The following is a 26,405-nucleotide window of genomic DNA, read 5'->3' on the forward strand; positions in this document are numbered from 1 at the left end:
CAGGTGGCACCCCGATAGCCTACGGGCGCCGTCGGACGAGCCGGTCAGTGCACCGGTGGACGACCGACACGCCAGAGCACCACCTCGGCGCAGTTTTCCGGCCGCCATGAGCGAGGATCTGGAGTAGATGCTTTTCACTGAGTGTTTCGGGGTCCGGTCATGACTGTCTGGTTCGTCATCCTGGTCCCCCTGGTGATCATGTTCTTCGCGCTGTTCATGGAGCGCGTGGAAAGCCGGCTCAAGCACGTCGCGGTGCAGGAGAACGAGGTCGAAGAGTTCCTCGAGCAGGCGCAGCCCAACGAGGTCAGGGCGCTCTACGGGCACGGCATCGGCCGCGCGCTGGAGCTGTTCCGGCTGCGTAGGCTGGGCGGACGGGCAGCCAGGCTACGCGCGCGCCGCGTGCGGAGTTAGGCTCCACGTTCGAACGAGATCATCCGGCGGGCGCGCGCGTCCGACGGGCGATCTCGTGAGTACGCCCTAGACTGACGCGCAAGTGATCGGCGTCACGCTCCTCCACTAGCGAGGGGAGCGTGAACGTTTCTCGACGAGGAGGCACCCGAGGTGGACGAAACCCTGGCCCGTGCGGGCATTTTCCAGGGTGTGGAGCCGGCAGCGGCGGAGGCGCTGGCCCAGACCTTGGAATCCGTGGAGTTCCCCCGCGGCCATGTCATCTTCAACGAGGGCGAGCCCGGCGACAAGCTGTACATCATCCAGTCCGGCAAGGTGAAGATCGGCCGCAAGTCCCCGGACGGCCGCGAGAACCTGCTGGGCATCTTCGGCCCGTCCGACATGTTCGGCGAGCTGTCCATCTTCGACCCCGGCCCCCGGACGTCGAGCGCGACCACGGTCACCGAGGTCCGCGCGGTCACCATGGACCGCCCGGCCCTGCGCCAGTGGATCTCGACCCGGCCGGAGATCGCCGAGCAGCTGCTGCGCGTGGTCGCGCGCCGCCTGCGCCGGACGAACAACATGGTCGCGGAACTGATCTTCACCGACGTCCCGGGCCGCGTGGCGCGGGCGCTGCTGCAGCTCGCGCAGCGGTTCGGCAGCCAGGAGGCGGGCCTGCTGCGGGTCACGCACGACCTGACGCAGGAAGAGATCGCCCAGTACGTGGGCGCGTCTCGCGAGACCGTCAACAAGGCTTTGGCCGACTTCGCCCACCGCGGCTGGCTGCGGCTCGAGGGCAAGAGCGTGCTGATCCTGGACCCGGAGCGCTTGGCTCGCCGGGCTCGCTGAGTTCTCACGTCGAAGGCCCCCTCACCCTTGCGGGCGAGGGGGCCTTCTTCTTGGTCTCGAACACGAACAAAGAGCCGGGCGCCACCCCCGACGTGGCGCACCGGCTCTTCGTTTGTCGCGCGGACCATCCCCCGACGATCCGCGCTCCCCGCCCTCCGGGATCAGGCCCCGACCCAAGTGCCGGAGGGAGCTGGGTTCTGTGCTGTTGTTCAACCATCACGGCCCATACCCACGAATTCAAGGCCATTCACTCTCAAGGACGCCGCCCCGGCCGTTTCGTTGCACGAGTTCACGGAGAATATCGTGAGTGTTACCCGATCGAGACCTGGTGACGCAGCTGACCCGTAAATAACTGGTACCCACGTACCACTCTGCGGCATACTGGTACGCGTGTCCCACTCCGAAGGTCGTACGTCTCTGGCCGACTACCGCGGCGCGCTGACGACCCGCGCCGCCCGGTGGCCCGCCGTCGCGTCCGTGCTCGCGCGCCTGCCGATCGCGATGATCGGCATCTCGGCTCTGCTCTACGTCCAGCGCGAGACCGGGTCCTTCGCCGCCGCCGGGCTGGTCTCGGCCGGCTCGCTCGTCGGCGTCTCGGTGGGCGCGGTGATCCAGGGCAGGCTGATCGACCGGTTCGGCCCGACGCGGCCGCTGCTCGTCGTCTCGGCGCTGCTCGCGCTGTCGATGACCGCCCTGGTCACGGCCATCGAGTCGCACGCTTCGACGACGGTGCTGGTGGCGTTCGCCGCGGCGACCGGCCTGTCGGAACCGATGGTCGGCTCGGCGTCGCGGGCGCTGTGGACACGGCTGCTGCCCCCGGGCGGCGCGCGCAACGCGGCGTTCTCGTACGAGGCGATCAGCATGGAGGTGTTCTTCATCCTCGGCCCGGGTGTGGCCGGGCTGCTGGTGCTGGCCCCGTGGGCGGGCACCGGCCTGGTGCTGGGCGTCGCGCTGCAGTTCACCGGCGCCGTGCTGTTCGCGCTGAGCCCGGCGGTTCGGGCGTGGGGTCCGTCCCCGGCTTCGGCCGGCTCGCTGCTGGGCGCGCTGGCCAGTCCGGGCATGCGGACGCTGGCGTTGGCCGCGCTCGGGTTCGGCATGGTGATCGGGTTCGTCGAGGTGGCCGTCCCGGCGTCGGCGACCGAGGCGGGCGCGCCGTCGTTCGGCGGGTTGCTGCTCTCGGCGTGGTCGCTGAGCTCGGTGGCGTTCGGCGTGGCGTACAGCCTGCGGCCGTGGCCGCGCCGGATGGGCCTGCGGCTGCCGGCGTTGCTCGGTGGCTTCGGGGCGCTGGTGGCGTTGCTGGCGTGGCCGTCGTCGCTGTGGGGACTGGCGCTGGTGATGCTGCTGGCGGGCGCGTTGATCACGCCCCAGTCGACGGCGCACTCGTCGGCGATCGAGCTGGTCGCGCCGTCCGGGACCGCGGCGGAGGCGTTCGGCTGGGTGCTGACGGCGGTGACGCTGGGGCTGGCCGCCGGGCAGTCGGTCAGCGGGTACGTCGTCGAGCACGCCGGCCCGTCGGCGGCCTTCCTTACGGCGAGCGTGGCCGGGCTGGTGCTCGCGCTGCTGGTTTGGCTGCTGCGGGGGACGGTCCGGGCGCCCGCGGCGGCCGCCGAGGCTCGGCAGCTGGTCGGCGTTCGTTAGGCATTTTCGCAGGTCAGCCGCTGCTCGTGGCGTTTTTGTCGGTGGTCGCCGCTAGCTTTGCGGAATGGACGTCACCGCGCCTGCCCACCGCCTGTCGGCGGCCGTTTCCGCCGCTTCGCGCCTGCTGCCCGCCCGCGCCGGACTGCGGTTGCGGGCGGACGCGGCCGGGCTGACGGTCGCCGGCAGCGACCCGGACCTCGCCGTCCGGTTCGACTGCCCGGCGACGGCCCACACGGACGGCTCGGTCACCGTGCCGGCGGCCCCGCTGGCCGAGACTTTGAAGATGCTCGACGGCCTCGTTCGCCTGGTCGTCGAAGGCAGCCGCTTGGCCCTGCGGGTCGACAACGCCCGGTTCGCGCTCCCGCTGCTGTCCACCGAGGTCGGCCCACCGGTCGCCGAGCTGCCTCAGGTGTCCGAAGTGGACGGAGCGGCGTTCGCGTCGGCGCTGCGGATCGTCGCGGGAACGGCCTCGAAGGACGACCCGCTCCCGCTGTTCACCGGCGTCCGCCTGCAGGCAGGCGACCGGCTGACGCTGACGGCGTCGGACCGCTACCGGATGGCGGTGGCCCGCCTGCCGCTGCTTTCCCCGGGCTCGTTGGACGTCCTGGTCCCGGCCACACTGCTGACGGAGGCGGCCCGCCAGGCGAAGGGCGTGGTCGGCCTGCACGCGGGCCCGGGCCGGTTCGGGTTGAGCTGGCCCGGCGGTTTGGTGGGCACGGCGGTCCTCGACGCGGGGTTCCTGTCGGAGGACTCGATCCCCTCGGCCGCGGTCGACACGAGGGTGACGCTTTCATCGGACGCGCTGGCGGCGGCGGTCCGCCGGGTAGGGGTGTACGCGGAGGACCGCCGGGTGTTGACGTTGGAGGTCGGCGACGCGCAGGTCCGTTTGGCGAGCGCCCGCCAGGACACGGGCGAGGCGGAGGAGACGCTGAAGGCCGAGGTCAGCGGCGGGCGGACGTCGCCGTCGTTCCAGGCCCGGTATCTGCTGGACGCGTTGCAGGCGTTCGCGGGCGAGCGGGTGGAGTTGTCGATCCAGCCGGGGATGCGGGCGTGCGTCCTGAGGGCGGCGGAGCCCGGGGAGGTGGAGCTGACGTACTACCTCATGCCGATGCTGGCCCGGTAGGTCCGGCCCCCTGGGTGAACCAGCTGCCCGCCGGCGGCGTGAGTCGCCCGCACGGCTCGTCCTGCTACGCCGGCTGCAGCGTGCCGAAGCGCTTCAACGTGCGGATCATCGGGGCCGTCTCCACCTGCTGAACCCCCGCCAGCCCACCCAGGTCGTCCGCCAAATACGCGTATAACGCCGCGTCGTCGCGGCAGCCCACGTTCGCCACCATGTTCGCCGGCCCTGTGGTTGCCGCCGCGAAGGCCACCTGTGGGTGCTTCGCCAACGCGCGCCCCGTTGACTCCAATGCCGATGGTGCCACCGTCAACCACAACGTCGCCGTCAGCGGGTAGCCCAGCAGGGCCGCGTCCACCTCCACGTCGAAGTACAACGCGCCCGATGCCCGCAACGCCGACAGCCGGCGGCGGACCGTCGACTCCGAGCGGCCCGATGCCGCCGATAATGTCGACATGTCGGCACGTCCGTCGTGGGCCAGCGCTGCCAGCAGGGCTGCGTCGCCCGGCTCCGGGTGGTACGGAACAGCCGCAAACGCCGGGCGCAAAGCAGCGACCTCAGCGGCGGACAACGCACTCGACCGGCCCGGCCACCCCGCCGGGCCGCCCGCGAAACGGCGCAGCAGCCGGTACGCCGTCATCGACACCACCCGCGGGGTCCGGGGCAGCCGGCCCAGCAGCAACCCGTCCGTCTCCTCGCGCAGCGGTGCCCGGATGAAGCACACTATCTCCGTCCCGCCCGACATCAAGCTCACCCACTGGGTGTCCGGCCGCCGGGCCAGGGCCGCCGCGATCGCCCCCGCCGCGTCCGGTACGCAGCGCAGCCGGACCAGCCAGTGCACCTGCCCCAGCGGCGCCGCCTCCGGGACGCCCACCACCCGCAGCACCCCGGACGACCGCAGCTTCCGGTAGCGGCGCGCCACCGTCTGGTCCGACACCCCCAGCACCGATGCGATCGTGCTGAACGACGCCCGCCCGTCCAGCTGCAACGCGTGCGCCAAGCGGCGGTCCAGGTCGTCGAGCAGGCCGGATTCCACCAACCGAGCCTAAGTGGTGTCGAATTCCGCGCACAATGCGAGCATCGAGGGAAGAAAGTGCCGGAACGGCGAATCCTGGAGCCGTGAACATCGACCACACGGTCTTCCTGACCAGGGACTACGAACGCACCTGGCAGCGCTACGAGCAGCTCGGCTTCACGCTCAGCCCGCCGTCGCGGCACTTCGCGGCGAGGACCGGCACGAGCGAACCCGTCCCGAGCTGCACCGCCAACCGCTGCGCCTGCTTCGGCGGCTCGTTCCTCGAACTCATCGGCATCGTCGACGAAGCCGCCGGCGACCCCTGGCACGTCCTGCCGATCCTCGACGCCCGCGGCGACGGCCTCCACGGCTGCTCCTTCGGCGTCGACGACTCCGCTGCGGCCTCGAAGAGGCTCGAAGAAGCCGGCCTTTCGACCTCGGGAGTGCTGAAGCTGCAACGGGACGTCGAACTGCCCGACGGCACTCGCACCGCGCGCTTCCGCAGTGTCCACATCAGACGTGACCGAACTCCCGAGGGCATCCTTCACACCGCCGAACACCTCACCCCGGAGTACGTCCACCAGCCGCGCTACCTCGACCACCCCAACGGCGCCACGGCCGTCGCCGGGATCGTCCTCGTCGTCCCCGACGACGAGATCGCCGCCTACAAGAGCCGTTACGCCGTAATAACCGACGGCCAGGACCTCGTCGACATCGTCGGGGTGAACGACCTCCTGCCGGGCGAGACCCCGAAGGAGCTGCCGTACTTCGCCGCCCACGGGGTCGTGGTCGCGGATCTGGCGAAAGCGCGGACACTGATCGAGCAGCACGTCCCGACCACCACGCACCGCCATGGATTCTTCGTCCGCGCCGAGGACGCTTTGGGAGCCGCCGTCTACTTCGAACAGGAGACACGATGATCGTCGAAACCAGCACCGGCCGGATCCGTGGCACCGCGCACGAGTTCAAGGGCATCCCGTACGCCACAGCCAAACGCTTCGAAGCACCGACAAAGCCGCAACCGTGGACCGGCGTCCGCGACGCGCTCGAAGCCGGACCCGCGGCACCGCAACCGCCGTCACGACTGGAGCACGCCCTCGGGCCGATGCCGCTGCCGCAGAGCGAGGACTGCCTGAGCCTCAACGTCTTCACGCCGTCGACCACCGGGAGCCGTCCGGTGCTCGTGTGGATCCACGGTGGCGGGTTCTCCAGCGGCTCGGGCGGCCAGGTCTGGTACACCGGCACGCGCCTGGCCCGCGAGGCCGACGTCGTCGTCGTGACGCTCAACTACCGCCTCGGCGTGCTGGGCTTCCTGAGCGCCGAAGGCGTTCCGCCGAACCTCGGCATCGCCGACCAGCTCGCCGCGCTCGGCTGGGTTCGGGACAACATCGCCGCGTTCGGCGGGAATCCGGCCGAGGTCACGCTCGCCGGACAGTCGGCGGGCGCGCAGTCGACGCTCGCCTTGTGGTCGTCGGCGCGCACCGAAGTCAAGCGGATCGCGCTGCAGAGCGCGCCACTCGGGATGCGACCGTCCACACCGGACGAAGCCGCGGTGTCCGCCGGAAGGTTCGCCGAAGCCCTGAAAGACGACATCCGCACGGCCCCGGTCGAGCGGCTGATCGCCGCCCAGCTCTCCGTCCCCGGCAAGCCCGGCTCGTTAGAGCCGCCGTTCCAGCTCGTCGCCGACGGCGACCTCGTCGCGGACGACCTCATCGAAGCGGCACCCGAAGGCCCGGCGCTGATCAGCTGGACCCGCGAAGAACTCCGCGCCTTCGTCCCCGATGCGCCACAAGAAGTGATCGACGAAGGGAACCGCTTCTTCACCAGCGACCGGCTGGCGAAGAAGCTCGGCGCCTTCACCTACCGCTTCGACTGGCAGGCCCCGGGCAACCGGTTCGGAGCCTGCCACTGCATCGACATCCCGTTCCTCTTCGGCACCCACGACGTCTGGGACGCGCCGATGCTCGAAGGCGCCCCGAAGGGCCTGGAGAACGCAACCGGGCTGCGCGAGGTGTGGGCCGCCTTCCTCCACGGAGCGCGGCCCGGCACGCTCAGCCCGCCGAAGCTGCCTTGACCGCGGCCTCCACCTCGGCGAAGGACGGGTTGACCATCGCGGTCGACCCGACGATCACGGTCGGCACCGTCTCGTTGCCGTTCGCGACCTCGCGCACGCGCGCGGCGCCGGCCGGGTCCTCCCAGATGTTGATCTTGCGGATGTTGAAGCCGCTGCGCGACATCGGCCGGTCCAGCGCGGCGCAGAACCCGCACCCCGGCCGCCAGTAGAACTCGACCTCGACGTTGCTCATCCCTGCTCCTCCGACCGCAAGTAGTCCAGCTGCGCCTGCACGCTCAGTTCGGCCGGCGCCCACAGCGCCCGGTCGACGTCGGCGTACACGACCTCGACGACCTGGCGCGGGGTGGCGTCCGCACCCAGCGTCTTCAGAGCCGAACGCACCTGGTCCAGCCGCTGTTCCCGATGGGCAAGGTACTCGCGCGCGGTCGCGGGGAGATCGGGCAGCTCTGGACCGTGCCCGGGCAGCCCGAGCGTGCCCGCCGGCAGCTCGATCAGCTTCCGCAGCGAGCGCAGGTAGTCACCGAGGTCGTGCAGCACCGTCGTGCCGCGGCCGAGGATGGTGTCGCCGGTCAGCACCTGGCCGTCGAGCACCAGCGACACCGAGTCGTCGGTGTGCCCCGGCGTGTGCAGGACCCGGAGGGAGAGACCGCCGGCCGAGATCACCTCACCGTCCACAAAGGACGAAGCGCCGATGCACAGTGAAGGGTCGAACGCCCGGACCGGCGCGCCGACGCGCTCGGCGAACCACGGCGCGCCCTCGGCGTGGTCGGGGTGGAAGTGCGTGAGCAGCACCAACTCGACGTCGCCGACGGCGGCCAGCAGTTCGAGGTGCTCGAGGTCGCGGTAGCCCGGGTCGACGACCACGGCCGGCGAGTCCGGCGTCGCCCGCAGCACCCAGCTGTTGGTGCCTTCGAGCGTCATCGACGACGGGTTGTTCTCCAGCAGCACCGACGCCGTCTCGGACACCTGGCGCAGCACGCCGTACGCGGGGGCACTCATCGCTTCTCCAGTACGACGCGGACGTGGTCGTTCTCGCGGACGAGCGTCGGCGCGATCCGGACGATCTCGCGCCGCTCGTTCAGGATGTCGTCGGCGGTCGCGAACTTCGCCAGCTCGCTCAGCGTCAGCCAGGTCGGCGGCATCAGCATCCGGCGGCCTTCGCGCGCGTCGGCGATGGCCTCTTCGGGACGCTGCCAGCCGGAGCTCGACGCCTCCGACGTCGCCCCGTCGGCCTCCTGGCCTTCGGGCAGCTTCGCGACGTAGAACCGGGTGTCGTAGCGGCGCGGCTCCTGCTCCGGCGTGATCCAGTGCGCCCACGGGCGCAGCAGATCGGCTCGCAACGTCAGGCTCGCGTCGGCGAGGAATCCGGCCAGCGACACCTCACGCGTCTCCAGGGCCTGGCGGGCGGCCGCGTACGGCGCGACGTCGGTGAGGACGGCGTCCGCGCTGCCCGCGAGCAGCACCCCGGACTCCTCGAACGTCTCGCGCACCGCCGCGCAGGTCAGCGCCCGCGCGAGCGCGTCGTCGCAGCCGAACCGCGAGGCCCACCACGACGGCTCCGGGCCGGCCCACGCCACCGACGCGTCGGCGTCGCGCTTGTCGACCCCGCCGCCGGGGAAGACGGTCATCCCGCCCGCGAACGGCATGCCCTTGACCCGGTGCTGCAGGAAGATCTCGACGCCGTCGGCGCCGTCCCGGACCAGGATCACGGTGGCCGCGTCCTTGGGGACGACGGGCGGCCCGTCGGCGTTGGCGCGGGTGGCTACCCCGGTACCGACGGGGAGGTCGAAGACAAACTCCGTTGGCTGCTCCACCACCGGAACATACCTCCGGACCCCCGCGTTCCGTCGCGCAGTTGTGGCATCCCAGACACAGCGAAAGCCGCACTTTCCTAGGGAAAGTGCGGCTTTGCACCGCAAACTACGGGGCGGTCCAGCCGCGCTGGTCGCCGCCGGAGCGGGAAGCGCCGTTGAGCCGCATCTTCGCCGCCTCGGCCCGCTCGCGCTCGGCCAGCTCGGCGTGCAGCTCACGCAGCAGCGCCCGGTCGCGCTCGCTCAGGCTCGGGTCGTCCAGGTCCAGCGCGGGCAGCTCGACGACCTCGTGCATCGACGGCTTGCCCGCCGCGATCTCGCGGCCCTTCTCCGGGTCCTCGGCCAGCGCCTGCCGCAGCTGCGCGACCTCGGCCGGCGTCAGGTCGGCGGTGCGCTCCGCCCGCGTCTCGGACCGGTCGGAAGACCGCTCGGCCCGCGACTGGCGGGGCGGCTCCGGGGCGGGCGGCGGCGACACGATCGGCACCACCGGTGCCACCGGCTCCGGCGGGGTCGTCGTGGCCGTGCTCGACCGGATGCTGTGCCTGCTGCCCGACGATTCCGCGACCGGCTCGGCCTTCACCGTGGCCGCCGGCTTGACCGGCTCGGACGGCCGGTACGCCGATGCCGACGACGTCGTGTTCCCGGTCACCCACGCCGGCGACGCGGCCGCCGAAGCGGCCTGGTGGTACTCGGAGTGCGCGACACCCGGACCGCTGACCTCGACGACGGAGTGGATCCCGGCGCGGCGGAGCGCCGTGTCGACGCGGAACGCGACCGCGGGCGGGTTGCCCTCCGGCCCCAGCTCGACGAGCACCACCCGCTGCGGCAGCGCGCCCGGCACGCTGCCGGCCGGGGTGTTGCGCCACACCGCGTGCACCGACCGGACGTCCGGCAGGACCTGCAGCGTCCGGTCGAGCGCCTCGGCGATGCCGAACTCCGGGGAGTTCTCGCCGCTGAACCGGTGCGTGTTGACCGGCTCGGCCTCGTCGACCAGCAGGTCGTTCGCCAGCGTCGCGTCCGACCGGCTCATCTCGAGGACGAGCGCGAGCTCGCGCTGCTCGGCGGAGCTGACCGGGATCCGGCCCGCGATGAGCGTGCCGGTGGTCAGCTCGACCGCCTCGTCGATGTGGGCCCGGGCGATCAGCTCACGCGCCTCGGTGAGCGCGCTGTCGTCGATCCGGCCCGCCAGGGCCAGCAACAGGTTGTGCAGGCGCAGGGGCACCGAAAACCCGTCCATGGGCGGGCCGTCGTGGACCTCCACCATTGCCTTGCTCCCTCCCAGCTCGCTGGCGGGCGAGCGTTATGCGGCTACTAGCCGGTTCCCCGCAGCGGCGCCCACGCAGACCAGCTCCGAATCGGCCAGCGCGGCCCGGTGGTACTCCGGCAGGTCGAAGCGCGGCGGGATGACCTCGACGCTGGGCTCTTCGTCGCCCAGCACGCGCAGCACCCGCTGCAGTTCGCCGGTCAACCTCGGCAGACCGGTGAGCGCGGTGATCAGCAGGACGCGCTTGGCCGTGCCCTGCCCGACCACACCGACGTGTCGCCAGCTCTGCCGCACTTCCCCCACGTCCGGGCGACCTCGCAACGTTGCGTGGATCAACACGGACACGGAGTCGACCGAGTTAACCCATTCGGGCGCACTCGCCGTGAATGTGTACCGGTTCTCGGCAACGTCGTCTACCCCCAGCGTCGAACTGACCTGGTGCCAGTCGGCGCCGTGCGGGATCAGACCCGCCACGAGCAGGCGGTACTCCGTTTGGTCGAGGTCAATCCTGTGCTTAAGCAAAGACCTCGGCAGGGTCCGGGCGAGGGTGCCCATGGCACCCTCGCCGAGCCAGTCGCGGAACCGCCACAGCAGCTGGTCGGGCAGCCGCCCGGCCAGCCGGAGCAGCAGCTCGTGGGTGGACTGCTCGATGTCCGGGTCCATCACTGCACCTCCACGATCAGTTCGACCTCCACCGGCGACCCGATGGGCAGCTCCGCGACGCCGACGGCCGAGCGGGCGTGGATGCCCGCGTCGCCGAAGACCTCGCCGAGCAGCTCGGACGCGCCGTTGACGACCGCCGGCTGGCCGGTGAAGCCCTCCGCGGAAGCCACGAAGCCGACAACCTTGACGATCCGGGTGACGTTGTCAATGCCCACCAGCGCGTGCACGGCCGCGAGCGCGTTGAGCGCCGATGTGCGGGCGTGGCCCTTCGCCTCTTCGGGGCTGATCTCCGCGCCGACCTTGCCGGTCGCGGCGAGGACGCCGTCGACGAAGGGCAGCTGGCCGGAGGTGTAGACGTGGTTGCCGCTCTGGACGGCGGGCACGTAGGCGGCCAGCGGGGCGGCCACGCCGGGCAGCTCGATGCCGAGCTCCTTCAGCCGTTCGCTCCAGCTCACGCGGGTCAGCCCTTCGGACGCTTGAGGTACGCGACGTGCTGCTCGCCGCTCGGGTTCGGCAGCACGGTGACCAGCTCCCAGCCGTCCTCGCCCCACTGGTCGAGGATCTGCTTCGTCGCGTGGATCAGGAGGGGGACGGTCGCGTACTCCCACTTGGTGGCGCTCATGAACCGGGAGCGTAGCCAAGCGGGCAAGACCGCCGGGTGCCGCCGCCGGAAAACGGCGCGCGACGCGCCGGGGTGTGGCCCATCTCACGTCGCTAGCGTGGGCACGTGGAAACGTGGCGCGTGATCGCGACGGCGCTGCTCGCGGCGGCCGGGCTGCCCCTGGTGCTCGTCGTGATGGCCAAGGTGCGCGACCGGACGCAGAGCTCCGGCCAGGTCGCGCTCGGCGGCGTGATCACCTTCACGCTGCTGCTCGTCGTGGGTGTGCTCACCCTCACCGTGCTGCCCGGGCTCGTCGCCTGGGTGCTGGTCGCGGCGGTCGCCGCTGCGGTCAGCGTCATGCTGCTGGCCAGCTGAGAGCTGATTTAGGGTGAAGAAGTGACCACTCCCCATGCCGGCTGGACCGACGAGCTTGCCCGCGCCCGGCTGCACTTCGTCACCGGCAAGGGCGGGACCGGCAAGACGACGCTGGCCGCCGCGCTCGGCCTCGCGCTCGCCCGCGAAGGCCGGCGCGTGCTGCTCATCGAGGTCGAAGGCCGCCAGGGCATTGCCCAGCTCTTCGACACCGAGCCGCTGCCGTACGCCGAGCAGCGCATCGCCGCCGTCCCCGGCGGGGGCGAGCTGCGCGCGCTGCACATCGACGTCGAAGCCGCGCTGCTCGAGTACTTCGAAATGTTCTACAACCTGGGCTTCGCCGGCCGGACGCTGCGGCGGATGGGCGCGATCGAGTTCGCGACCACGCTCGCTCCCGGGCTCCGCGATGTCCTGCTCACCGGGAAGATCAAGGAGTGCGTCGGCCGCACCGAGTCCGACGGGCGGCACACCTACGACGCCGTCGTCGTCGACTCGCCGCCGACCGGCCGGGTCGTCAAGTTCCTCGACGTCACCAAGGCCCTCACGGATCTGGCGAAGACCGGCCCGATCCGCGGCCAGGCCGAGGGCGTCGTGCGGCTGCTGCACTCCGGCGAGACGGTGGTCCACCTGGCCACGTTGCTGGAGGAGATGCCGGTCCGCGAGACCGTCGAGGCCGTCGCCGAGCTGGACGGCGCCGACCTGCGCCCGGGCGCCGTGCTGGTCAACCGGGTCCGGCCGCCGCGGCTGCCCGCCCGGTCGGTGACCGCCGCCGCGGACGGCCGCGTCGACGCCTCCCGCGTCCGCGACGGGCTCGCGTCGGCCGGGCTGAAGCTGCCGCAGGAGACCCTGGACGCGCTGGTCGACGAGACGGTCGAGCACGCCGTGCGGGTCGCCGCCGAACAGCGGGCGCGCGAGCAGCTCGCCGAGGCCGACCTGCCGACCCTGGAACTGCCGGACCTGACCGACGGCGTCGACGTCGCGGCCCTCTACGACCTGGCCGAGGCCCTGACCGACCAGGGGGTGCGGTTGTGACCACCATCGACATCGACGCGCTGCTCGACGACCCAGAGAGCCGCGTGATCGTCTGCTGCGGCTCCGGCGGCGTCGGCAAGACGACGACCGCGGCGGCGCTGGCCCTGCGTGCGGCCGAGCGCGGGCGGCAGACCGTGGTGCTGACCATCGACCCCGCGCGGCGGCTCGCCCAGGCCCTCGGGCTGCGCGAACTCGGCAACCACCCGAAGCAGGTGCAGGTCGAGGGGTTCGAGCCCAAGGGCGAGCTGTGGGCGATGATGCTCGACATGCGCCGCACGTTCGACGACATGGTGCGCGTGCACGCCGGCCCGGAACGCGCCGAGCAGCTGCTGAAGAACCCCTTCTACCAGACCATTTCCACGTCGTTCTCCGGCACGCAGGAGTACATGGCGATGGAGAAGCTGGGCCAGCTGGCGGCGACGGGCGACTGGGACCTGATCATCGTCGACACCCCGCCGAGCCGGTCCGCATTGGACTTCCTGGACGCGCCGACGCGGCTGTCGTCCGCTTTGGACGGCCGGATGATCCGGCTGCTGACCGGCCCGGCGAAGGCCGGCGGCTGGGGCCTGCGCAAGGTCGTCAACGCCGGGTTCTCGATGTTCGCCAAGGCCGTGTCGACGATCATCGGCGGCCAGCTGCTGACCGACGCGTCGGCGTTCATGCAGGCGTTCGACAGCATGTTCGGCGGCTTCCGCGAGCGCGCCCGCAAGACGGCGGAGCTGCTGCGCTCGTCCGGGACGTCGTTCCTGGTGGTGGCCGCGCCGGAGCCGGACGCGCTGCGCGAGGCGTCCTACTTCGTGGAGCGGCTGTCGTCGGAGTCGATGCCGCTGGCGGGGCTGATCGCGAACCGGACGCACCCGGTGCTGGCTTCGCTGTCGGGCGCGGAGGCGCTGGCCGCGGCCGAGACGCTGCAGAACGCGCCGTTGGCCGAGGCGGTGCTGCGGCTGCACGCGGACCGCGTCGGCCTGGCGGCCCGCGAGGAGCGGCTGCTGGCGCGGTTCACCCGGGCGCACCCCGAGGTGGCGCTGGCCCGGGTGCCCGCGCTCGCCGGTGACGTCCACGACCTCGACGGCCTGCGCGACATCGGCGTGAAGCTCGCCGGCTGAGTGACACGGGCGGCGCGCCGGCAGGGCCGCGCCGCCCGCGACCGCTCAGCCGACCTCCACCCGCTCCTCCGCGTCCCGCTTGGCCGCTTCGAGCAGGTCCGCCCAGCTCACCACGTCGGGGCGGCGGCGCAGCAACGCCCGCCGCTCCCGTTCGGTCATGCCTCCCCACACGCCGAAGTTGATCCGGCCGTCGAGTGCTTCGGCGAGGCATTCCGTCCGGACCGGGCAGCCCATGCAGACCGCCTTGGCCCGGTTCTGCTCCGCGCCCCGGACGAACAGGCCGTCCGGGTCGGCGTCCCGGCAGGACGCGTTGATTCGCCAGCTCGACTGGTTGGTTTCCATACCCCCAGCTCCCTACCCTGGTGATCGACGCACCAGCGGGGAAAGGCACTGCGCTCCCTTGCCCCCGCGAGCGTGTCTCCCTCTGCTCACGTCGGTTCCCGGGCACCTCCCCGGTGCCGGTGCCGCCGATCGGACCAGGCGAGCTCCCACCCGCGTTGATCCATCCGTCGGCTTTTCTTCGTGAGACGTTGACGGACTGTAGGGGCCCTCGGTTCCCCCCGTCGAGACCCAGGATGCCTTCCGTTACCAGATGTCACCGAAGGGGGTCGGTTTTGTCACTGAATTCACACCCTCGGAGACACGGCGTCACCGGCGCCCCACGCGCCCCGGGTAGCCTGGCCCTCGTGCGAAAAGCGGATGGTTTGTTCAAGCTCATCGGCCTCTGTCTGCTCGCGGGGGTGCTCGTCGCCGGCATGCTCTTCCCGGTCGTGGGGGCCGCCGGTGTCATGTCCAACCAGGCCAGCGAGACGGTGGAGAAGACCTCCTCCGACCTCGCGGACATCCCGCCGCCCCTGGTGACGACGGTCACCGACAGCACCGGGAAGCCGATCGCGACCCTGTACGACCAGTACCGGCTGCCGATCAACGAGAACCAGATCAACGAAGCCATGAAGTGGGCGCTGGTCTCGGTCGAGGACAAGCGGTTCTACGAGCACCACGGCGTCGACTGGCAGGGCACGCTGCGCGCGGCCGTCAGCAACAGCACCGGCGCCGACACCCAGGGCGCCTCGACGCTGACCCAGCAGTACGTGAAGAACTACCTGATCAACGTCGTCTACCGGAACGACCAGGTCGGCCAGAAGAAGGCACAGGAGCAGTCGATCGCCCGCAAGCTGAAGGAAGCGCGGATCGCGATCCAGCTCGAGACGAAGCTGACCAAGCAGCAGATCCTCGCCGGGTACCTGAACATCGTCGAGTTCTCGCGCCAGATCTACGGGATCGGCGCCGCCGCGCACGCGTACTTCAACACCACGCCGGAGAAGCTCACCGTGCCGCAGGCCGCGCTGCTGGCCGGGCTGGTGAACAACCCGATCAACAACGACCCGTGGAAGCACGCGGACAAGGCGACCGCGCGCCGCAACCTGGTGCTCGACCGGATGGTGGAGAACAAGAAGCTGGCCAAGGCCGACGCCGACCGCTTCAAGGGCGAGCCGCTGGGCGTCGTGCCGGACAGCCCGGCGAAGCCCCCGGCCAACTGCATCGGCGCCGGCCCGGAGTCCGGGTTCTTCTGCCAGTACGTCGAGGACTACCTCCTCAAGGCCGGCGGGATGACGAAGGACCAGCTCTACACCGGCGGCTACACGATCAAGAGCACGCTGGACGAGCGCGCCAACCACGAGGCGAAGGTCTCGGCGGAGACGCAGGTCAACAAGACCCAGAAGTACGTGGCGAACACGCTGTCGCTGGTCAGACCGGGCAAGGACCGGCACGAGGTGGTCGCGCTGGCCGCGAACCGCGACTACGGCCAGGACCAGGACGCCGGGCAGACGACGTACGCGCTGCCCACCGGCGTCTACAACACCGGCGGCGCGGGGTCGACGTACAAGATCTTCACGTCGGCCGCGGCCATGGAAAAGGGCGTGGCGGGGATCTTCTCGCCGGTCCAGGTGCCCGACACCTACGTGTCCCACGTGTTCAGCGGTGGTGGCAACAACTGCCCGCCGACGGGACCGCCGCTGCGGTCGCGCTGGTACTGCGTGGGCAACGCCGGTGACTACAGCCGCATCGCCCAGGGCGCGACCCTGCAGACGGCGCTCGCGACGTCGCCGAACACCGCGTTCGTCGAGCTCGAAGACCGGCTCGGCAGCACCGCGCCCGGCATCGACATGGCCAAGCGGCTCGGCATGCGCGACACGATGGCGAGCAACGTCGGCGGCGGCACGGTCGACCCGAAGTCGGACAAGGACGAGAAGCGCCTGACCCAGGCCGAGTACTACGGCCCGAAGGGGAGCTGGCCGGGCTTCGGCGCGTTCACCCTCGGCTTCAGCCCGCTGAGCGGCCTGGAGCTGGGCAACGTCGCCGCGACCATCCTGTCCGGTGGCGTCTGGTGCCCGCCGACGCCGATCGCCGCGGTGACCGACCGCAACGGCCAGCCGGTGCCGATCAAGGAAGCGCCGTGCGAGCAGGCGGTGCCCGAAGGCCTGGCGAACACCCTCGCGGTCGGCATGAGCAAGGACGACCAGCCGGGCGGCACGTCGGCAGGCGCCGCGGCGGCGGTCGGCTGGAACCGGCCGATGATCGGCAAGACGGGCACGACGCAGGGCAACGTCTCGGCGACGTTCGTCGGCGGCACCCCGCAGCTCGCGGGCGCGGCGATGACGTTCAAGTTCGGCGGCGGCCAGGGCGGTATCTGCGACGGCAACGCACCCGGCACGGTCCGGGTCTGCCCCACCGGCAACATCTTCGGTGGCAAGGCCCCGGCCCGGACGTGGTTCGGCGCGATGAAGAACATCATGGACGCGAGCCAGCCGGTGTTGCCGTTGCCGCAACCGGATCCGCAGTACATGGGCGGCGGCGCCCGCTAGCCCGGCAGGAAGGGCCCGTGGGGAACCGCGGGCCCTTCTTCAGTTCTGCGGCATGTCCGACAGGACCTCGGTGTTCCACCACTGGTAGAGCTGGTCCAGCTCGTCGTTCGTCGTCACCTTGGTGGACAGCAGGATGCCCGCCACCAGGTCCTTCTTCTCCGTCCAGACCAGCTGGGCCGGGTCGCCGAGGAAGCACGTCAGGTACTCGCCCGGGATCGGGTTGCGGACCTCCGCGCGGTAGTACGTCCCCCAGATCTTCGGGTACTTGTCCGGCCGGCACGCGCCCTGTGCGTCGTTTCGGGTGAGCCCCTGGGTCTTCACGATGTCCTGGAAGAACGCGTCCATCGCCGCCGCGTCCGCGAAGCGCAGGAACCGCGCCCCGGTCGGCTGCCGGAACACCACGTTGCCGATCTTGACGTCGCCGACGTTCGAGTCCGTGCACTCGGCCGCCGCGGCCGCGCCGGGCGGCGGCGGCGCGGGCACGCACGTGTATTGCTTGTAGACCGCGGGAAGCGCGGCGAACAGCTTGCCGTCTGGCGCCGGTTTCGAGTCCGAAGTGGACGGTGGCGTCTCCGGCGTCGTGTCGCGTGGCGTCGGCGGCGCGGAGCTCGTGACGGTCACCGGCGGTGTCGGGCCCGGACCGCCGGTCTGCGCCGTCTGGCCCTTGGTCACCACGTACGTGATCACCAGTGCCACCACGACGACTCCCGCCAGCGCGGCGCACAGCGCGATCCACCGGTTCCGCTGGGACTTCGCCGGCCGGGCCGGCTGCGGCTGAACGGGGATCGGGACGCTTCGCGGCCCGGTCGGCGGGCCCGCGTACGTCCCGGTCGGCGGACCCCCGTAGGGCGCCGTCGGCATCGGCATCGGCCGCGGCGGGGTGAGCGGGTTGGCCGGGGCCGGGGTCGTGTGCTGCCACGTCGGCATCGGCGGCGCCGGCGCGGCGAGGGCCGTCCGGACGGCCTCGGCGAACGCCTTCGCCGTCGGGTACCGGTCGGCCGGGTTCTTCGCCATCCCGCGCGCCACCACCGCGTCCAGCGCCGGCGGCAAGCCCGGCCGCTCCCGCGACGGCGCCGGCGGCGGCGCGTTCAGGTGCGCGCCCATCTGCGCGGCCGCGCCCTCAGCCGGGAAGGGGCGCCGCCCGGTGAGGCACTCGAAGAACACGCACGCGAGCGCGTAGACGTCGACGAGCCCGGTGATCGGCGCGTCGCCGAAGCGTTCGGGCGCCATGTAGTCGAGCGTGCCGATCACGTTGCCGGTACCGGTGATCGACGTCCCCTCGGCGGTCATCGACCGCGCGATGCCGAAGTCCACGAGGTACACGAAGTCCGCGCTCGTCACGAGAACGTTCGACGGCTTGACGTCCCGGTGCACCAGGCCGTCCTCGTGGGCGGCGTCGAGCGCGCCCGCGACCTGCTCGACGATCCCCGCGGCGCGAGCCGGGTCCAGCGGCCCGTCCTGGAGCACTTCCTTCAGGTCACGGCCTTCGACGAGCCGCATGTCGAGGTACAGGCGGCCGTCGATCTCGCCGTAGGCGTGGATCGGGATCACGTGCGGTTCCCGCAGCCGCGCGACGATCTGCGACTCGCGGCGGAAGCGCGCGCGGAAGGCTTCGTCGGCGACGAAGGGATCGGACAACAGCTTCAGCGCGACGACGCGGTCGTGCGCCGTGTCGTAGGCGCGGTGTACTTCGCCCATGCCGCCGCGGCCCAGCAGGCCTTCGATCCGGTACGGCCCGAACTGCTCCATCGTTCTCCCCAAGCCCCCCGGCCTGATTCCCGTCTCCGGGCCGACGCAAATGCTAAGTGGCAGGTTCCCCGTAACGGCGGCGAAGTCATCCAACTGTTGAGCACGTATCCTGGACTTCGTGAGCACGCTCAGTAACACAAGCACGTCGGGGGCCACCGCGAAGCGCCTCGCCGCGGGGACGGTGGCGCTCGGCGTCGCGACCCTCGGTTACGCCGTCGGCATCGAACGGCGCCACTGGACCCTGCGCACCGCCGAGCTGCCGGTGCTGGCGCCCGGGTCACGGCCGTTCACGATCCTGCACGTCTCGGACCTGCACATGCTGCCGGGCCACCGCAGCAAGCAGCGCTGGGTCGCCGCGCTCGACGAACTCGACCCGGACCTCGTCGTCAACACCGGCGACAACCTCTCGCACCGGACGGCGGTCCCGTCCGTGCTGCGCGCGCTGGGGCCGCTGCTCGACCGGCCAGGGCTGTTCGTCTTCGGCAGCAACGACTACTACGCGCCGAAGCCCAAGAACCCGGCCCGGTACCTGATGCCGCAGGGCAAGAAGAAGCGCATCCACGGCGTCCAGCTGCCGTGGCGCGACCTGCGCGCGGCGTTCGTCGAGCACGGCTGGACCGACCTGACGCACGTCCGCCGCACGATCGACGTCGGCGGCCAGGCGGTGTTCGCGGCCGGCGTCGACGACCCCCACCTGCGGCGCGACCGCTACACCGACATCGCGGGCCCGGCCGACAGCGGCGCGGCGGTCCGCATCGGCGTGACGCACTCGCCGGAGCCGCGGGTCCTCGACACGTTCGCCACGGACGGTTACGACCTGGTCCTGGCCGGCCACACGCACGGCGGCCAGCTCCGGCTCCCGGGGTACGGCGCCCTGGTCACGAACTGTGAGCTGGATCGCAGCCGCGCGCGGGGCGCCTCGCGGTGGGGAGCGCACATGTGGCTGCACGTTTCGGCCGGCTTGGGGACGTCTCCGTGGGCGCCGGCCAGGTTCGCGTGCCCGCCGGAGGCGAGCCTGTTGACGCTGGTCCCGCGCGGGTCCGGGTCGCCGAAGTCGCGAAAGCTGGCCCCCCGAAAAGCCCGCGACAGCGTCCGCTAGACTTCTCCACGACCCGTTAAGCAGTACCTCGGGGTGTGGCGCAGCTTGGTAGCGTGCCTCGTTCGGGTCGAGGAGGTCGTGGGTTCAAATCCCGCCACCCCGACGAGTAAGAGCCGGTGTCTTCGGACACCGGCTCTTCTGGTTTCAGCGGGTCGCCGTCACCTCGACCCAGCACTGGCTGAAATCGCCGTCACCGCCGCGGGCCCACGTCCAGGCCGAACGGGCCGCGCTCGCCAGCTGGTCGCGGTCGCGGCCCTCCTCCTTGAGCGCCTCTTCCAGCCGCGACTCCACGTACTTCGCCAAGTCGCGGTAGCTCATGTCCGAGCGGTAGCGCGCTCTCGACACCACCTCGGTGAACCCCGCCGTGACGCACTGGTCGGCGATCACCCGGCCGGCGAACGGGTTGCCGCCCGCCTGGCGGCGCAGCAAGTAGTGCCCTCTCAGCGCCGCGTCGACGTTCGCCGTCTTCGGGCGCAAGCGAGCCTTACTCCAGTCCGATGTGGACAAAGCGAGCCGGCCGCCCGGCTTCAGCACCCGGCGCAGCTCCGCCAACGCGTCCAGCGGCCGGGACAGGTGCTCGAACAATGCGTGGGAAAACGCCACGTCCACGCTGCCGGACGCGAACGGCAGGTCGTAGGCCGACGCCACCAGGAAGTCCACTGTGGACCGACCGGACCGGCGCGCGAGGTCGCGGGCCATCGCGATCTGCCCCGCGTCGAGGTCTACGCCCGCCACCCGGGACTCCGCGGCGAGGCCGAGCGTGATCGAACCCGGGCCGCAGCCGAGGTCGACCACCCACATCCCGGGTCCGAACAGCGGCTGGGCGAACGTCGCGCGCTCCGCCGCCGTGCGCGCGGACATCATCGAAACCGCGTCTCGCCCGTAGCCCGGCGCGTAACCCTCCAGCACCCCGCACACAGTACGGCCAGAAGGTGGCAGGATCGAGGGGTGAGCACGCAGTCAGCGAACCAATATCCGCCCGCGGTGGTCCCGGACCGGCTGTTCGACGACGCCGAAGCCGAGAACCGCTGGCGCGCCCGCTTCCACGCCCCGCGGATCTCCACTCCCGACTGGGCCCGCGACGCCCCGGACGCCAACGTCTACGTCTCGAACGCCAGCGGCGTCTGGGAGGTCTACGCCTGGAACCGCGCGACCGGCGAGCACCGCCGCGTCACCGACCGGCCGAACGGCACCCTGCACGCGACGCCGTCCCCGGACGGCGAATGGATCTGGTGGTTCGACGACACCGACGGCGACGAGTTCGGCTCGTGGGTGCGCGAGCCCTTCGCCGCGACCGAGGGCAGCGAACCCGAGAAGGCCGTGCCGGACGTCCACGACGGCTACCCCGCCGGCCTCGAGATCGGCGCGAAGCTCGTCGCGGTCGGCGTCTCGACCGACGACGGCAGCGAGCTGTTCGCCCGGATCGGCGGCGAGACGCACCGCTTCTACAGCCACGCGGACGACGCCGGCATCGCGTCGCTCTCCCGCGACGAGAGCCTGATCGCGATCTCCCACTCCGAGCACGGCGACTCGCGCCACCCGGCCCTGCGGGTGCTCGCCACCGACGGGTTCGGGACCGTCGCGGAGAAGTGGGACGGCGAGGGCAAGGGCCTGACCGCCCTCGAGTTCTCGCCGCTGCCCGGCGACCAGCGCCTGCTGGTGCTGCACGAACGCCGGGGCCGCGAGGAGCTGCTCGTCTGGGACGTCCGCGCGGACACCGAGACCGAGATCGAGCTCGACCTGCCCGGCGAAGTCGTCGCCGGCTGGTACCCGGACGCGCGCGCTCTGCTCGTCGTCCACTTCCACGAAGGCCGGAGCTCGTTGTACCGCTACGACCTCGACTCGGCCGAACTGTCCTCTGTGGACACGCCGGCCGGGCGCATCGGCGGCGCGGGCGTCCGTCCGGACGGGACGGTCGAGTACTCGTGGTCCAGCGCCGCCGAGCCGGCCGCGGTCCGGGCGCGCACCGCCGACGGCGCCGACTCGGTGCTGCTCGAGCCGCCGGGCGAGCGCGCGCCGGGGTCGGAGCCGGTGACCGACGCGTTCGTCGAAGGCGTCGGCGGGCGGATCCACGCGCTGGTGTCGCGGCCGCCGGACGCGCCGGAGGGGCCGCTGCCGACGGTGTTCTCGCTGCACGGCGGCCCGCACGCGGCCGACGAAGACCGCTTCTCGGCTTATCGCGCGACTTGGCTCGACGCCGGGTTCGCCGTCGTCGAGGTCAACTACCGCGGTTCGACCGGCTACGGCTCGGCCTGGCGCGACGCGATCGAGGGCCGGCCCGGGCTGACCGAGCTGGAGGACGTCGCCTCGGTGCACGACTGGGCCGTCCAAACTGGACTCAGCGACCCGGCCAAGTGCGTGGTGAACGGCGCTTCGTGGGGCGGCTACCTGTCGCTGCTGGCGCTCGGCACACAGCCGACGCGGTGGGCTGCGGGCGTCGCCGGGGTGCCGGTGGCGGATTACGTCGCCGCGTACGAGGACGAGATGGAGCAGCTGCGCTCGTTCGACCGCGCGCTGTTCGGCGGATCGCCGGAGGACGTGCCGGCGGTGTACCGGGAGTGCTCGCCGATCACGTACGTCGACGCCGTCAAGGCGCCGGTGCTCGTGCTGGCCGGCGACAACGACCCGCGCTGCCCGATCCGCCAGATCGAGAACTACCTCGACCGGCTCGCCGGCCGCGACCTGCACCACGAGTTCTACCGCTACGACGCCGGCCACGGCTCGCTGGTGATCGCGGAGACGATCAAGCAGACGTCGATCGAGGTCCACTTCGCACTGCGGGCGCTCGGCCTGCGCTGACGCACCCGCCGGGAGGCCGCACGGTCTCCCGGCGGGGTCAGCGGTCGGAGTGCAGGACCCCGCCGGTGGCCCAGTGGTCGGCGCCGATCTCGACGAGGGTCACCTGGACCCCCTCGGGCTTGCCGCCGCAGGTGCGGATGAAGGCGTCGGTCAGCTCCCGGACCAAGGCGCTCTTCTGGGCGGGGGTGCGACCGGGGAACATGGCAACGCTGATCATCGGCATGACGCGCAGCCTAGAGCCCCCGGTTCACCGACTGAAGCTTCGTGACGGCGGCCGCGTCGCCTTCGAAGTCGAGCGCGACGGCGTCGCGGCCGAACACGAACAGCAGCAGGTCGACGGGCTCGCCGACGACGGTGACCGGGTCCGGCCCGGTCTTGACCGCGGCCTCGCGGCCGTCCCTCGTGCGCAGCGTGACGCCGACGGGGGCCTTGCGGAGGTTGAGCTTGGCGGCCTGCTTCGCGGACTTCCAGGCGGCGGCGTCCCGGGTGGCGTCGGCGGGCCGGGGCTCCCAGCCGGGCTGGGCGCGCCGGACATCCTCGTGGTGGACGAGGAACTCGGCGGTGTTGGTCAGCTCGTCGAGCGGGCCGATGGCGGTGGGCCAGAACTTCGCCGGACCCCGCCGGACCTGCGCGACGAGGGTGTCCCAGGGTTTGGCGGCGTAGCGGTCCTGGACCTTCTGCGTGTACCCGGCGAGCGCGGGCACGACGATCCCGGGAGCGGCGTCGGGCCGGTGCTCGCGCACGACGAGGTGCGCGGCGAGGTCCCGCGTGGTCCACCCTTCGCACAAGGTGGGCGCGTCGGGCCCGAGTTCGGTGAGGAGGGAGCTCAAGGCCTGGCGTTCGTCAGCAGCGACACCCATGTGGTCGACGTTACCCGCCGGTACCCGGGAACGGCGACGGGAAGAGACCACCGGCACGTGTCGTTGATCCATCACGTGAGCCGACTCTTCAGCCCGATCACCGTCCGCGGCCTGACCCTGCCGAACCGCGCCTGGGTGTCGCCGATGTGCCAGTACTCCGCCACCGACGGCGTCCCCGGTGACTGGCACCTCGTGCACCTCGGTCAGTTCGCCACCGGTGGCGCCGGGCTCGTCATGACCGAAGCCACCGCCGTCACCCCCGAGGGCCGGATCAGTCCCCAGGACACCGGCATCTGGACCGGGACCCAGGCCGACGCCTGGCGGCGGATCGTGGACTTCGTGCACGGCCAGGGCACGGCGATCGGCATGCAGCTCGGTCACGCCGGCCGCAAGGGCTCGGCGCGCCGGCCGTGGGAAGGCGCCGGCAGCGTCCCGCCCGCGGAAGGCGGGTGGGAGAGCGTCGGCCCGTCCGCGACCGCGTTCGGCCAGTACGCCACTCCGCGCGAGCTCACCACGGACGAGGTGGCAGCCCTGCCGGAAGCGTTCGCGGAAGCGGCCCGGAAAGCCGTGACCGCCGGCTTCGACGTGCTCGAACTGCACTTCGCGCACGGCTACCTCGTCCACCAGTTCCTGTCGCCGCTGTCGAACACCCGCGTCGACCGGTACGGCGGCGACTTCGAGGGCCGCACCCGGCTCGCGCTGGAAATCGCCGACGCCGTGCGGGCGGCGACGAACGTCCCCCTCTTCGCCCGCCTCAGCGCCACCGACTGGACCGATGGCGGCTGGACCCTCGACGACTCCGTCCGGCTCGCGAAGCTCCTGGCCGAGCGCGGGATCGACCTGATCGACACCTCGACCGGCGGCAACACCCCGAACCCGGACATCCCCGTCGGCCCCGGCTACCAGGTGCCCTTCGCCGAGCGGATCCGCGCCGAAGCCGGCCTGCCGACCGGTGCGGTCGGCATGATCACCGACCCGCACCAGGCCGAGGAGATCATCGGCAACGACCAGGCCGACGCCGTGTTCCTGGCCCGTGCCCTCCTGCGCGACCCGCACTGGCCGCTCCGGGCGGCGAACGTCCTTCACGCCGACGTGCCCTGGCCCGACCAGTACGCGCGCGCCAAGTCCTGGCACTAGTGGTGGAAGGCGGTCGCCTTCGCGGGATCCTTCGGGCGGCCGCCCTCCTTCTCCAGCTCGGGCAGCGCCCGGGCCAGGTCCGCGAGCAGCAGGTCCGCCAGGTCGTGCGTGAAGCCGTTGCGGACGACGATCCGCAGCACCGCCAGGTCCGTCCGGTTCTCCGGGAACGTGTACGCCGGCACCAGCCAGCCGCGCTCGCGCAGCCGGCGTGACACGTCGAAGACGTCGAACCCCGCGTCCGCGCGGGTCGTGAACGCGAACACCGGCAGCTGGTCCCCGCGGGTCAGCAGCTCGAAGGGCCCGAGCTCGGCGATTCCGGCGGACAAGTGGAGAGCGACGTCGCGCGAAGCCTGCTGCACCGCCCGGAAGCCGTCCCGGCCGAGCCGCACGAACGTGTAGTACTGCGCCGCGACCTCGGCGCCCGGGCGGGAGAAGTTCAGCGCGAACGTCGGCATGTCGCCGCCGAGGTAGTTCACGTTGAACACCAGCTCCGACGGCAACGCGGCCTGGTCGCGCCACACCACCCAGCCGACGCCCGGGTACACGAGCCCGTACTTGTGGCCCGAGGTGTTGATCGACGCCACCCGCGGCAGCCGGAAGTCCCACTCCAGGTCCGGGTCGAGGAACGGCGCGATCATCGCGCCCGAAGCGCCGTCGACGTGCACGGGGATATCCCAGCCAGTCCGCGACGCCAAGGCGTCCAAGGCCGCGGTGATCTCGGCGACCGGCTCGTAGCTGCCGTCGAACGTCGAGCCGAGGATCGCCACCACGCCGATCGTGTTCTCGTCGCAGCGGGCGACGGCTTCCTCGGCGCTCAGGTGGTACCGGTCGCCCTCCATCGGCACCAGCCGCGGCTCGACTTCCCAGTACTCGCAGAACTTCTCCCAGCACACCTGGACGTTCACGCCCATCACCAGGTTCGGCTTCCCGGTGCGCCCGAGCTTCGACCAACGCCGCTTCAGCGCCATCCCGGCGAGCATGCAGGCCTCCGACGAGCCGGTCGTCGAGCAGCCCATGATGTCCGTGGGATCGGGTGCGTGCCACAGGTTGGCGAGGATGTTGACGCAGCGGCGCTCCAGCTCGGCCGTCTGCGGGTACTCGTCCTTGTCGATCATGTTCTTGTCGACGCACTCGGCCATCAGCTCGCGCGCCTGCGGCTCCATCCACGTCGTGACGAACGTGGCGAGGTTGAGCCGCGCGTTGCCGTCGAGCATCAGCTCGTCGCGCACCAGCTGCAGCGCGGTGTCCGGCGGCAGCGAGTCGTCGCGCAGCCTGTCGTGCGGCATGACGAAGCCGGCCGCCAGGGCCGGGTTCGCCCCGGCGTAGAGCGGGTTGGTCCCGGCCGTGCGGTCGCGGTCGGTTTTCCCCTGATGCAAGACCATGCCACCGAACGTACTGAGCCCCGCAACGCGAAAGGGGCCGTCCCGTCCGGAACGACCCCTTTCGCGCGGAAAATCAAGCCTGCTGGGCCTGCCACATCCAGTGCGCCTCTTCCAGCGCGCGGGTGATCTCGATCAGCAGGTCCTGCGTGACGAGGTCGCTCTTGTCGGTCTCGTCGATGCGGGCGCGCAGCCGCTCGATCAGCTTCGCGAGGATGTCGACGATCGCCGCGACCGTGGCCTCCACGGACTGCCAGTTGTCGGGGTACTCGGGCGCGCCCGAGCTCTCCACGACGGTCTTGGCCTTGCCGTTCGGCGAGACACCGATCGCGTTGGCGCGCTCGGCGACCTCGTCGACGTACTGGCGCGCGGTGTTGACCAGCTCGTCGAGCTGCAGGTGCGCGCTGCGGAAGTTGGCGCCGACGACGTTCCAGTGGGCCTGCTTCGCGATGAGGGACAGGTCGACCAGGTCGACCAGCGTCGCCTGCAGGGCGTTACCGGTGATCTCCTTGTCGGCCTCGGAAAGCGGGCTCTTGATCGGAGACTTGCTCATCTCTGGTGATCCTTTCCTCGGACTCGTTCGGAA

General features: G+C 71.4%; 28 protein-coding genes and 1 tRNA gene. 14 read left to right on the forward strand and 15 right to left on the reverse strand.

Annotation, left to right across the window (positions count from 1 at the left end):
- Positions 1 to 159: 159 nt before the first annotated feature.
- The 4 genes from AB0J40_RS42860 (at position 160) to AB0J40_RS42875 (ending at position 3,997) form a co-directional block, all read left to right on the forward strand.
- Positions 160 to 411 (forward strand): hypothetical protein, encoded by a 252-nt coding sequence (locus tag AB0J40_RS42860; RefSeq protein ID WP_013230551.1) that lies wholly within the window; start codon positions 160 to 162, stop codon positions 409 to 411.
- 150 nt (positions 412 to 561) lie between these two features.
- On the forward strand, positions 562 to 1,236 hold the full coding sequence (locus AB0J40_RS42865; protein WP_003081747.1) for a Crp/Fnr family transcriptional regulator: 675 nt from the start codon (positions 562 to 564) through the stop codon (positions 1,234 to 1,236).
- A 378-nt stretch (positions 1,237 to 1,614) separates the two neighbouring features.
- Positions 1,615 to 2,874 (forward strand): MFS transporter, encoded by a 1,260-nt coding sequence (locus tag AB0J40_RS42870; RefSeq protein ID WP_364465632.1) that lies wholly within the window; start codon positions 1,615 to 1,617, stop codon positions 2,872 to 2,874.
- A gap of 64 nt (positions 2,875 to 2,938) precedes the next feature.
- A complete protein-coding gene (locus AB0J40_RS42875) occupies positions 2,939 to 3,997 on the forward strand; it encodes a DNA polymerase III subunit beta (protein WP_364465555.1) in 1,059 nt (352 codons plus the stop codon).
- Between the two features lie 64 nt (positions 3,998 to 4,061).
- Here AB0J40_RS42875 and AB0J40_RS42880 read toward each other — a convergent pair whose 3' ends face one another.
- The gene (locus tag AB0J40_RS42880; protein ID WP_364465557.1) at positions 4,062 to 5,027 is read right to left on the reverse strand and encodes an Lrp/AsnC family transcriptional regulator; all 966 of its coding nucleotides are present in this window, start codon (positions 5,025 to 5,027) and stop codon (positions 4,062 to 4,064) included.
- Between the two features lie 83 nt (positions 5,028 to 5,110).
- Here AB0J40_RS42880 and AB0J40_RS42885 point away from each other — a divergent pair, with 83 nt between their 5' ends.
- Positions 5,111 to 5,926 carry a VOC family protein gene (locus AB0J40_RS42885; protein WP_364465559.1) on the forward strand — a complete coding sequence of 272 codons (816 nt, stop codon included), beginning with the start codon at positions 5,111 to 5,113 and terminating at the stop codon, positions 5,924 to 5,926.
- Positions 5,923 to 7,080, forward strand: coding sequence for a carboxylesterase family protein (locus tag AB0J40_RS42890; RefSeq protein ID WP_364465561.1), 1,158 nt, complete (start codon positions 5,923 to 5,925; stop codon positions 7,078 to 7,080). Before AB0J40_RS42885 ends, AB0J40_RS42890 begins: the two co-directional genes overlap by 4 nt.
- Here the strand turns inward: AB0J40_RS42890 and AB0J40_RS42895 are convergent.
- The 7 genes from AB0J40_RS42895 to AB0J40_RS42925 form a co-directional block, all read right to left on the reverse strand.
- A complete protein-coding gene (locus tag AB0J40_RS42895) occupies positions 7,058 to 7,312 on the reverse strand; it encodes a glutaredoxin domain-containing protein (protein WP_364465563.1) in 255 nt (84 codons plus the stop codon). The two genes, AB0J40_RS42890 and AB0J40_RS42895, sit on opposite strands and share 23 nt — an antisense overlap.
- On the reverse strand, positions 7,309 to 8,079 hold the full coding sequence (locus AB0J40_RS42900) for an MBL fold metallo-hydrolase (RefSeq protein WP_364465564.1): 771 nt from the start codon (positions 8,077 to 8,079) through the stop codon (positions 7,309 to 7,311). The genes AB0J40_RS42895 and AB0J40_RS42900 overlap by 4 nt, the downstream gene beginning before the upstream one ends.
- Entirely contained in the window at positions 8,076 to 8,894 is an 819-nt protein-coding gene (locus tag AB0J40_RS42905) for an NUDIX hydrolase (protein ID WP_364465565.1), read from the reverse strand. Before AB0J40_RS42905 ends, AB0J40_RS42900 begins: the two co-directional genes overlap by 4 nt.
- A gap of 106 nt (positions 8,895 to 9,000) precedes the next feature.
- On the reverse strand, positions 9,001 to 10,155 hold the full coding sequence (locus AB0J40_RS42910) for a hypothetical protein (RefSeq protein WP_364465567.1): 1,155 nt from the start codon (positions 10,153 to 10,155) through the stop codon (positions 9,001 to 9,003).
- A 36-nt stretch (positions 10,156 to 10,191) separates the two neighbouring features.
- A complete protein-coding gene (locus AB0J40_RS42915) occupies positions 10,192 to 10,818 on the reverse strand; it encodes a hypothetical protein (RefSeq protein ID WP_364465569.1) in 627 nt (208 codons plus the stop codon).
- Positions 10,818 to 11,273, reverse strand: coding sequence for a RidA family protein (locus AB0J40_RS42920; RefSeq protein WP_364465571.1), 456 nt, complete (start codon positions 11,271 to 11,273; stop codon positions 10,818 to 10,820). Before AB0J40_RS42920 ends, AB0J40_RS42915 begins: the two co-directional genes overlap by 1 nt.
- Before the next feature lie 5 nt (positions 11,274 to 11,278).
- The gene (locus tag AB0J40_RS42925) at positions 11,279 to 11,440 is read right to left on the reverse strand and encodes a DUF4177 domain-containing protein (RefSeq protein ID WP_003068074.1); all 162 of its coding nucleotides are present in this window, start codon (positions 11,438 to 11,440) and stop codon (positions 11,279 to 11,281) included.
- 105 nt (positions 11,441 to 11,545) lie between these two features.
- Between AB0J40_RS42925 and AB0J40_RS42930 the strand changes: the two genes are divergently transcribed.
- Genes AB0J40_RS42930 through AB0J40_RS42940 form a run of 3 tightly spaced genes read left to right on the forward strand, consistent with a single transcriptional unit; the run spans position 11,546 to position 13,929 of the window.
- Positions 11,546 to 11,794, forward strand: coding sequence for a hypothetical protein (locus tag AB0J40_RS42930; protein ID WP_364465573.1), 249 nt, complete (start codon positions 11,546 to 11,548; stop codon positions 11,792 to 11,794).
- A gap of 21 nt (positions 11,795 to 11,815) precedes the next feature.
- Entirely contained in the window at positions 11,816 to 12,823 is a 1,008-nt protein-coding gene (locus AB0J40_RS42935; RefSeq protein ID WP_364465575.1) for an ArsA-related P-loop ATPase, read from the forward strand.
- Positions 12,820 to 13,929, forward strand: a complete 1,110-nt coding sequence (locus AB0J40_RS42940) for an ArsA family ATPase (protein ID WP_364465577.1) — start codon at positions 12,820 to 12,822, stop codon at positions 13,927 to 13,929. Before AB0J40_RS42935 ends, AB0J40_RS42940 begins: the two co-directional genes overlap by 4 nt.
- A 45-nt stretch (positions 13,930 to 13,974) precedes the next feature.
- On the opposite strand, the gene AB0J40_RS42945 is transcribed toward AB0J40_RS42940, so the two are convergent.
- Positions 13,975 to 14,271, reverse strand: a complete 297-nt coding sequence (locus AB0J40_RS42945; protein WP_329054225.1) for a WhiB family transcriptional regulator — start codon at positions 14,269 to 14,271, stop codon at positions 13,975 to 13,977.
- Positions 14,272 to 14,615: 344 nt separating this feature from the next.
- Between AB0J40_RS42945 and AB0J40_RS42950 the strand changes: the two genes are divergently transcribed.
- Complete coding sequence (locus AB0J40_RS42950; protein ID WP_364465580.1) at positions 14,616 to 16,796, forward strand: transglycosylase domain-containing protein; 2,181 nt, start codon at positions 14,616 to 14,618, stop codon at positions 16,794 to 16,796.
- Positions 16,797 to 16,835: 39 nt separating this feature from the next.
- Here the strand turns inward: AB0J40_RS42950 and AB0J40_RS42955 are convergent, their stop codons facing one another.
- Positions 16,836 to 18,545: a protein kinase gene (locus tag AB0J40_RS42955; RefSeq protein ID WP_364465582.1), complete on the reverse strand. Its 1,710-nt coding sequence runs from the start codon at positions 18,543 to 18,545 to the stop codon at positions 16,836 to 16,838.
- 118 nt (positions 18,546 to 18,663) lie between these two features.
- Between AB0J40_RS42955 and AB0J40_RS42960 the strand changes: the two genes are divergently transcribed.
- Both AB0J40_RS42960 and AB0J40_RS42965 read left to right on the forward strand, forming a co-directional pair.
- Complete coding sequence (locus AB0J40_RS42960) at positions 18,664 to 19,644, forward strand: metallophosphoesterase (RefSeq protein WP_364465584.1); 981 nt, start codon at positions 18,664 to 18,666, stop codon at positions 19,642 to 19,644.
- Between the two features lie 29 nt (positions 19,645 to 19,673).
- Positions 19,674 to 19,747 (forward strand) — tRNA-Pro (locus AB0J40_RS42965).
- 41 nt (positions 19,748 to 19,788) lie between these two features.
- Here the strand turns inward: AB0J40_RS42965 and AB0J40_RS42970 are convergent.
- Entirely contained in the window at positions 19,789 to 20,553 is a 765-nt protein-coding gene (locus tag AB0J40_RS42970; protein WP_364465586.1) for a class I SAM-dependent methyltransferase, read from the reverse strand.
- A gap of 39 nt (positions 20,554 to 20,592) precedes the next feature.
- On the opposite strand from AB0J40_RS42970, the gene AB0J40_RS42975 reads away from it, so the two are divergent.
- Positions 20,593 to 22,443 carry a prolyl oligopeptidase family serine peptidase gene (locus AB0J40_RS42975; protein ID WP_364465588.1) on the forward strand — a complete coding sequence of 617 codons (1,851 nt, stop codon included), beginning with the start codon at positions 20,593 to 20,595 and terminating at the stop codon, positions 22,441 to 22,443.
- A 37-nt stretch (positions 22,444 to 22,480) separates the two neighbouring features.
- Here AB0J40_RS42975 and AB0J40_RS42980 read toward each other — a convergent pair whose 3' ends face one another.
- On the reverse strand, positions 22,481 to 22,666 hold the full coding sequence (locus tag AB0J40_RS42980) for a tautomerase family protein (RefSeq protein WP_086679218.1): 186 nt from the start codon (positions 22,664 to 22,666) through the stop codon (positions 22,481 to 22,483).
- Between the two features lie 10 nt (positions 22,667 to 22,676).
- Positions 22,677 to 23,303 (reverse strand): TIGR03085 family metal-binding protein, encoded by a 627-nt coding sequence (locus AB0J40_RS42985; RefSeq protein WP_364465591.1) that lies wholly within the window; start codon positions 23,301 to 23,303, stop codon positions 22,677 to 22,679.
- Positions 23,304 to 23,378: 75 nt separating this feature from the next.
- On the opposite strand from AB0J40_RS42985, the gene AB0J40_RS42990 reads away from it, so the two are divergent.
- Positions 23,379 to 24,440 (forward strand): NADH:flavin oxidoreductase/NADH oxidase, encoded by a 1,062-nt coding sequence (locus tag AB0J40_RS42990; protein WP_364465592.1) that lies wholly within the window; start codon positions 23,379 to 23,381, stop codon positions 24,438 to 24,440.
- Here the strand turns inward: AB0J40_RS42990 and AB0J40_RS42995 are convergent.
- Together AB0J40_RS42995 and AB0J40_RS43000 are read right to left on the reverse strand one after the other, a co-directional pair.
- A complete protein-coding gene (locus AB0J40_RS42995; protein WP_364465594.1) occupies positions 24,437 to 25,822 on the reverse strand; it encodes a glutamate decarboxylase in 1,386 nt (461 codons plus the stop codon). The genes AB0J40_RS42990 and AB0J40_RS42995 overlap by 4 nt on opposite strands.
- Before the next feature lie 73 nt (positions 25,823 to 25,895).
- Positions 25,896 to 26,372: a DNA starvation/stationary phase protection protein gene (locus AB0J40_RS43000; RefSeq protein ID WP_364465596.1), complete on the reverse strand. Its 477-nt coding sequence runs from the start codon at positions 26,370 to 26,372 to the stop codon at positions 25,896 to 25,898.
- Between the last annotated feature and the right edge of the window lie 33 nt (positions 26,373 to 26,405).

The organism is Amycolatopsis sp. NPDC049691, assembly GCF_040675005.1.
Taxonomy (GTDB): domain Bacteria; phylum Actinomycetota; class Actinomycetes; order Mycobacteriales; family Pseudonocardiaceae; genus Amycolatopsis.

What these genes read in the sequence shown, in the direction of transcription:
- AB0J40_RS42890 (WP_364465561.1), top strand. Translation starts at nt 5,923, where the DNA reads ATGATCGTCGAAACCAGCACCGGCCGGATCCGTGGCACCGCGCACGAG.
- AB0J40_RS42955 (WP_364465582.1), bottom strand. Translation starts at nt 18,545, where the DNA reads ATGGAGCAGTTCGGGCCGTACCGGATCGAAGGCCTGCTGGGCCGCGGC.
- AB0J40_RS42995 (WP_364465594.1), bottom strand. Translation starts at nt 25,822, where the DNA reads ATGGTCTTGCATCAGGGGAAAACCGACCGCGACCGCACGGCCGGGACC.
- AB0J40_RS42875 (WP_364465555.1), top strand. Translation starts at nt 2,939, where the DNA reads ATGGACGTCACCGCGCCTGCCCACCGCCTGTCGGCGGCCGTTTCCGCC.
- AB0J40_RS42895 (WP_364465563.1), bottom strand. Translation starts at nt 7,312, where the DNA reads ATGAGCAACGTCGAGGTCGAGTTCTACTGGCGGCCGGGGTGCGGGTTC.
- AB0J40_RS42860 (WP_013230551.1), top strand. Translation starts at nt 160, where the DNA reads ATGACTGTCTGGTTCGTCATCCTGGTCCCCCTGGTGATCATGTTCTTC.
- AB0J40_RS43000 (WP_364465596.1), bottom strand. Translation starts at nt 26,372, where the DNA reads ATGAGCAAGTCTCCGATCAAGAGCCCGCTTTCCGAGGCCGACAAGGAG.
- AB0J40_RS42985 (WP_364465591.1), bottom strand. Translation starts at nt 23,303, where the DNA reads ATGGGTGTCGCTGCTGACGAACGCCAGGCCTTGAGCTCCCTCCTCACC.
- AB0J40_RS42915 (WP_364465569.1), bottom strand. Translation starts at nt 10,818, where the DNA reads ATGGACCCGGACATCGAGCAGTCCACCCACGAGCTGCTGCTCCGGCTG.
- AB0J40_RS42980 (WP_086679218.1), bottom strand. Translation starts at nt 22,666, where the DNA reads ATGCCGATGATCAGCGTTGCCATGTTCCCCGGTCGCACCCCCGCCCAG.
- AB0J40_RS42925 (WP_003068074.1), bottom strand. Translation starts at nt 11,440, where the DNA reads ATGAGCGCCACCAAGTGGGAGTACGCGACCGTCCCCCTCCTGATCCAC.
- AB0J40_RS42900 (WP_364465564.1), bottom strand. Translation starts at nt 8,079, where the DNA reads ATGAGTGCCCCCGCGTACGGCGTGCTGCGCCAGGTGTCCGAGACGGCG.
- AB0J40_RS42910 (WP_364465567.1), bottom strand. Translation starts at nt 10,155, where the DNA reads ATGGTGGAGGTCCACGACGGCCCGCCCATGGACGGGTTTTCGGTGCCC.
- AB0J40_RS42945 (WP_329054225.1), bottom strand. Translation starts at nt 14,271, where the DNA reads ATGGAAACCAACCAGTCGAGCTGGCGAATCAACGCGTCCTGCCGGGAC.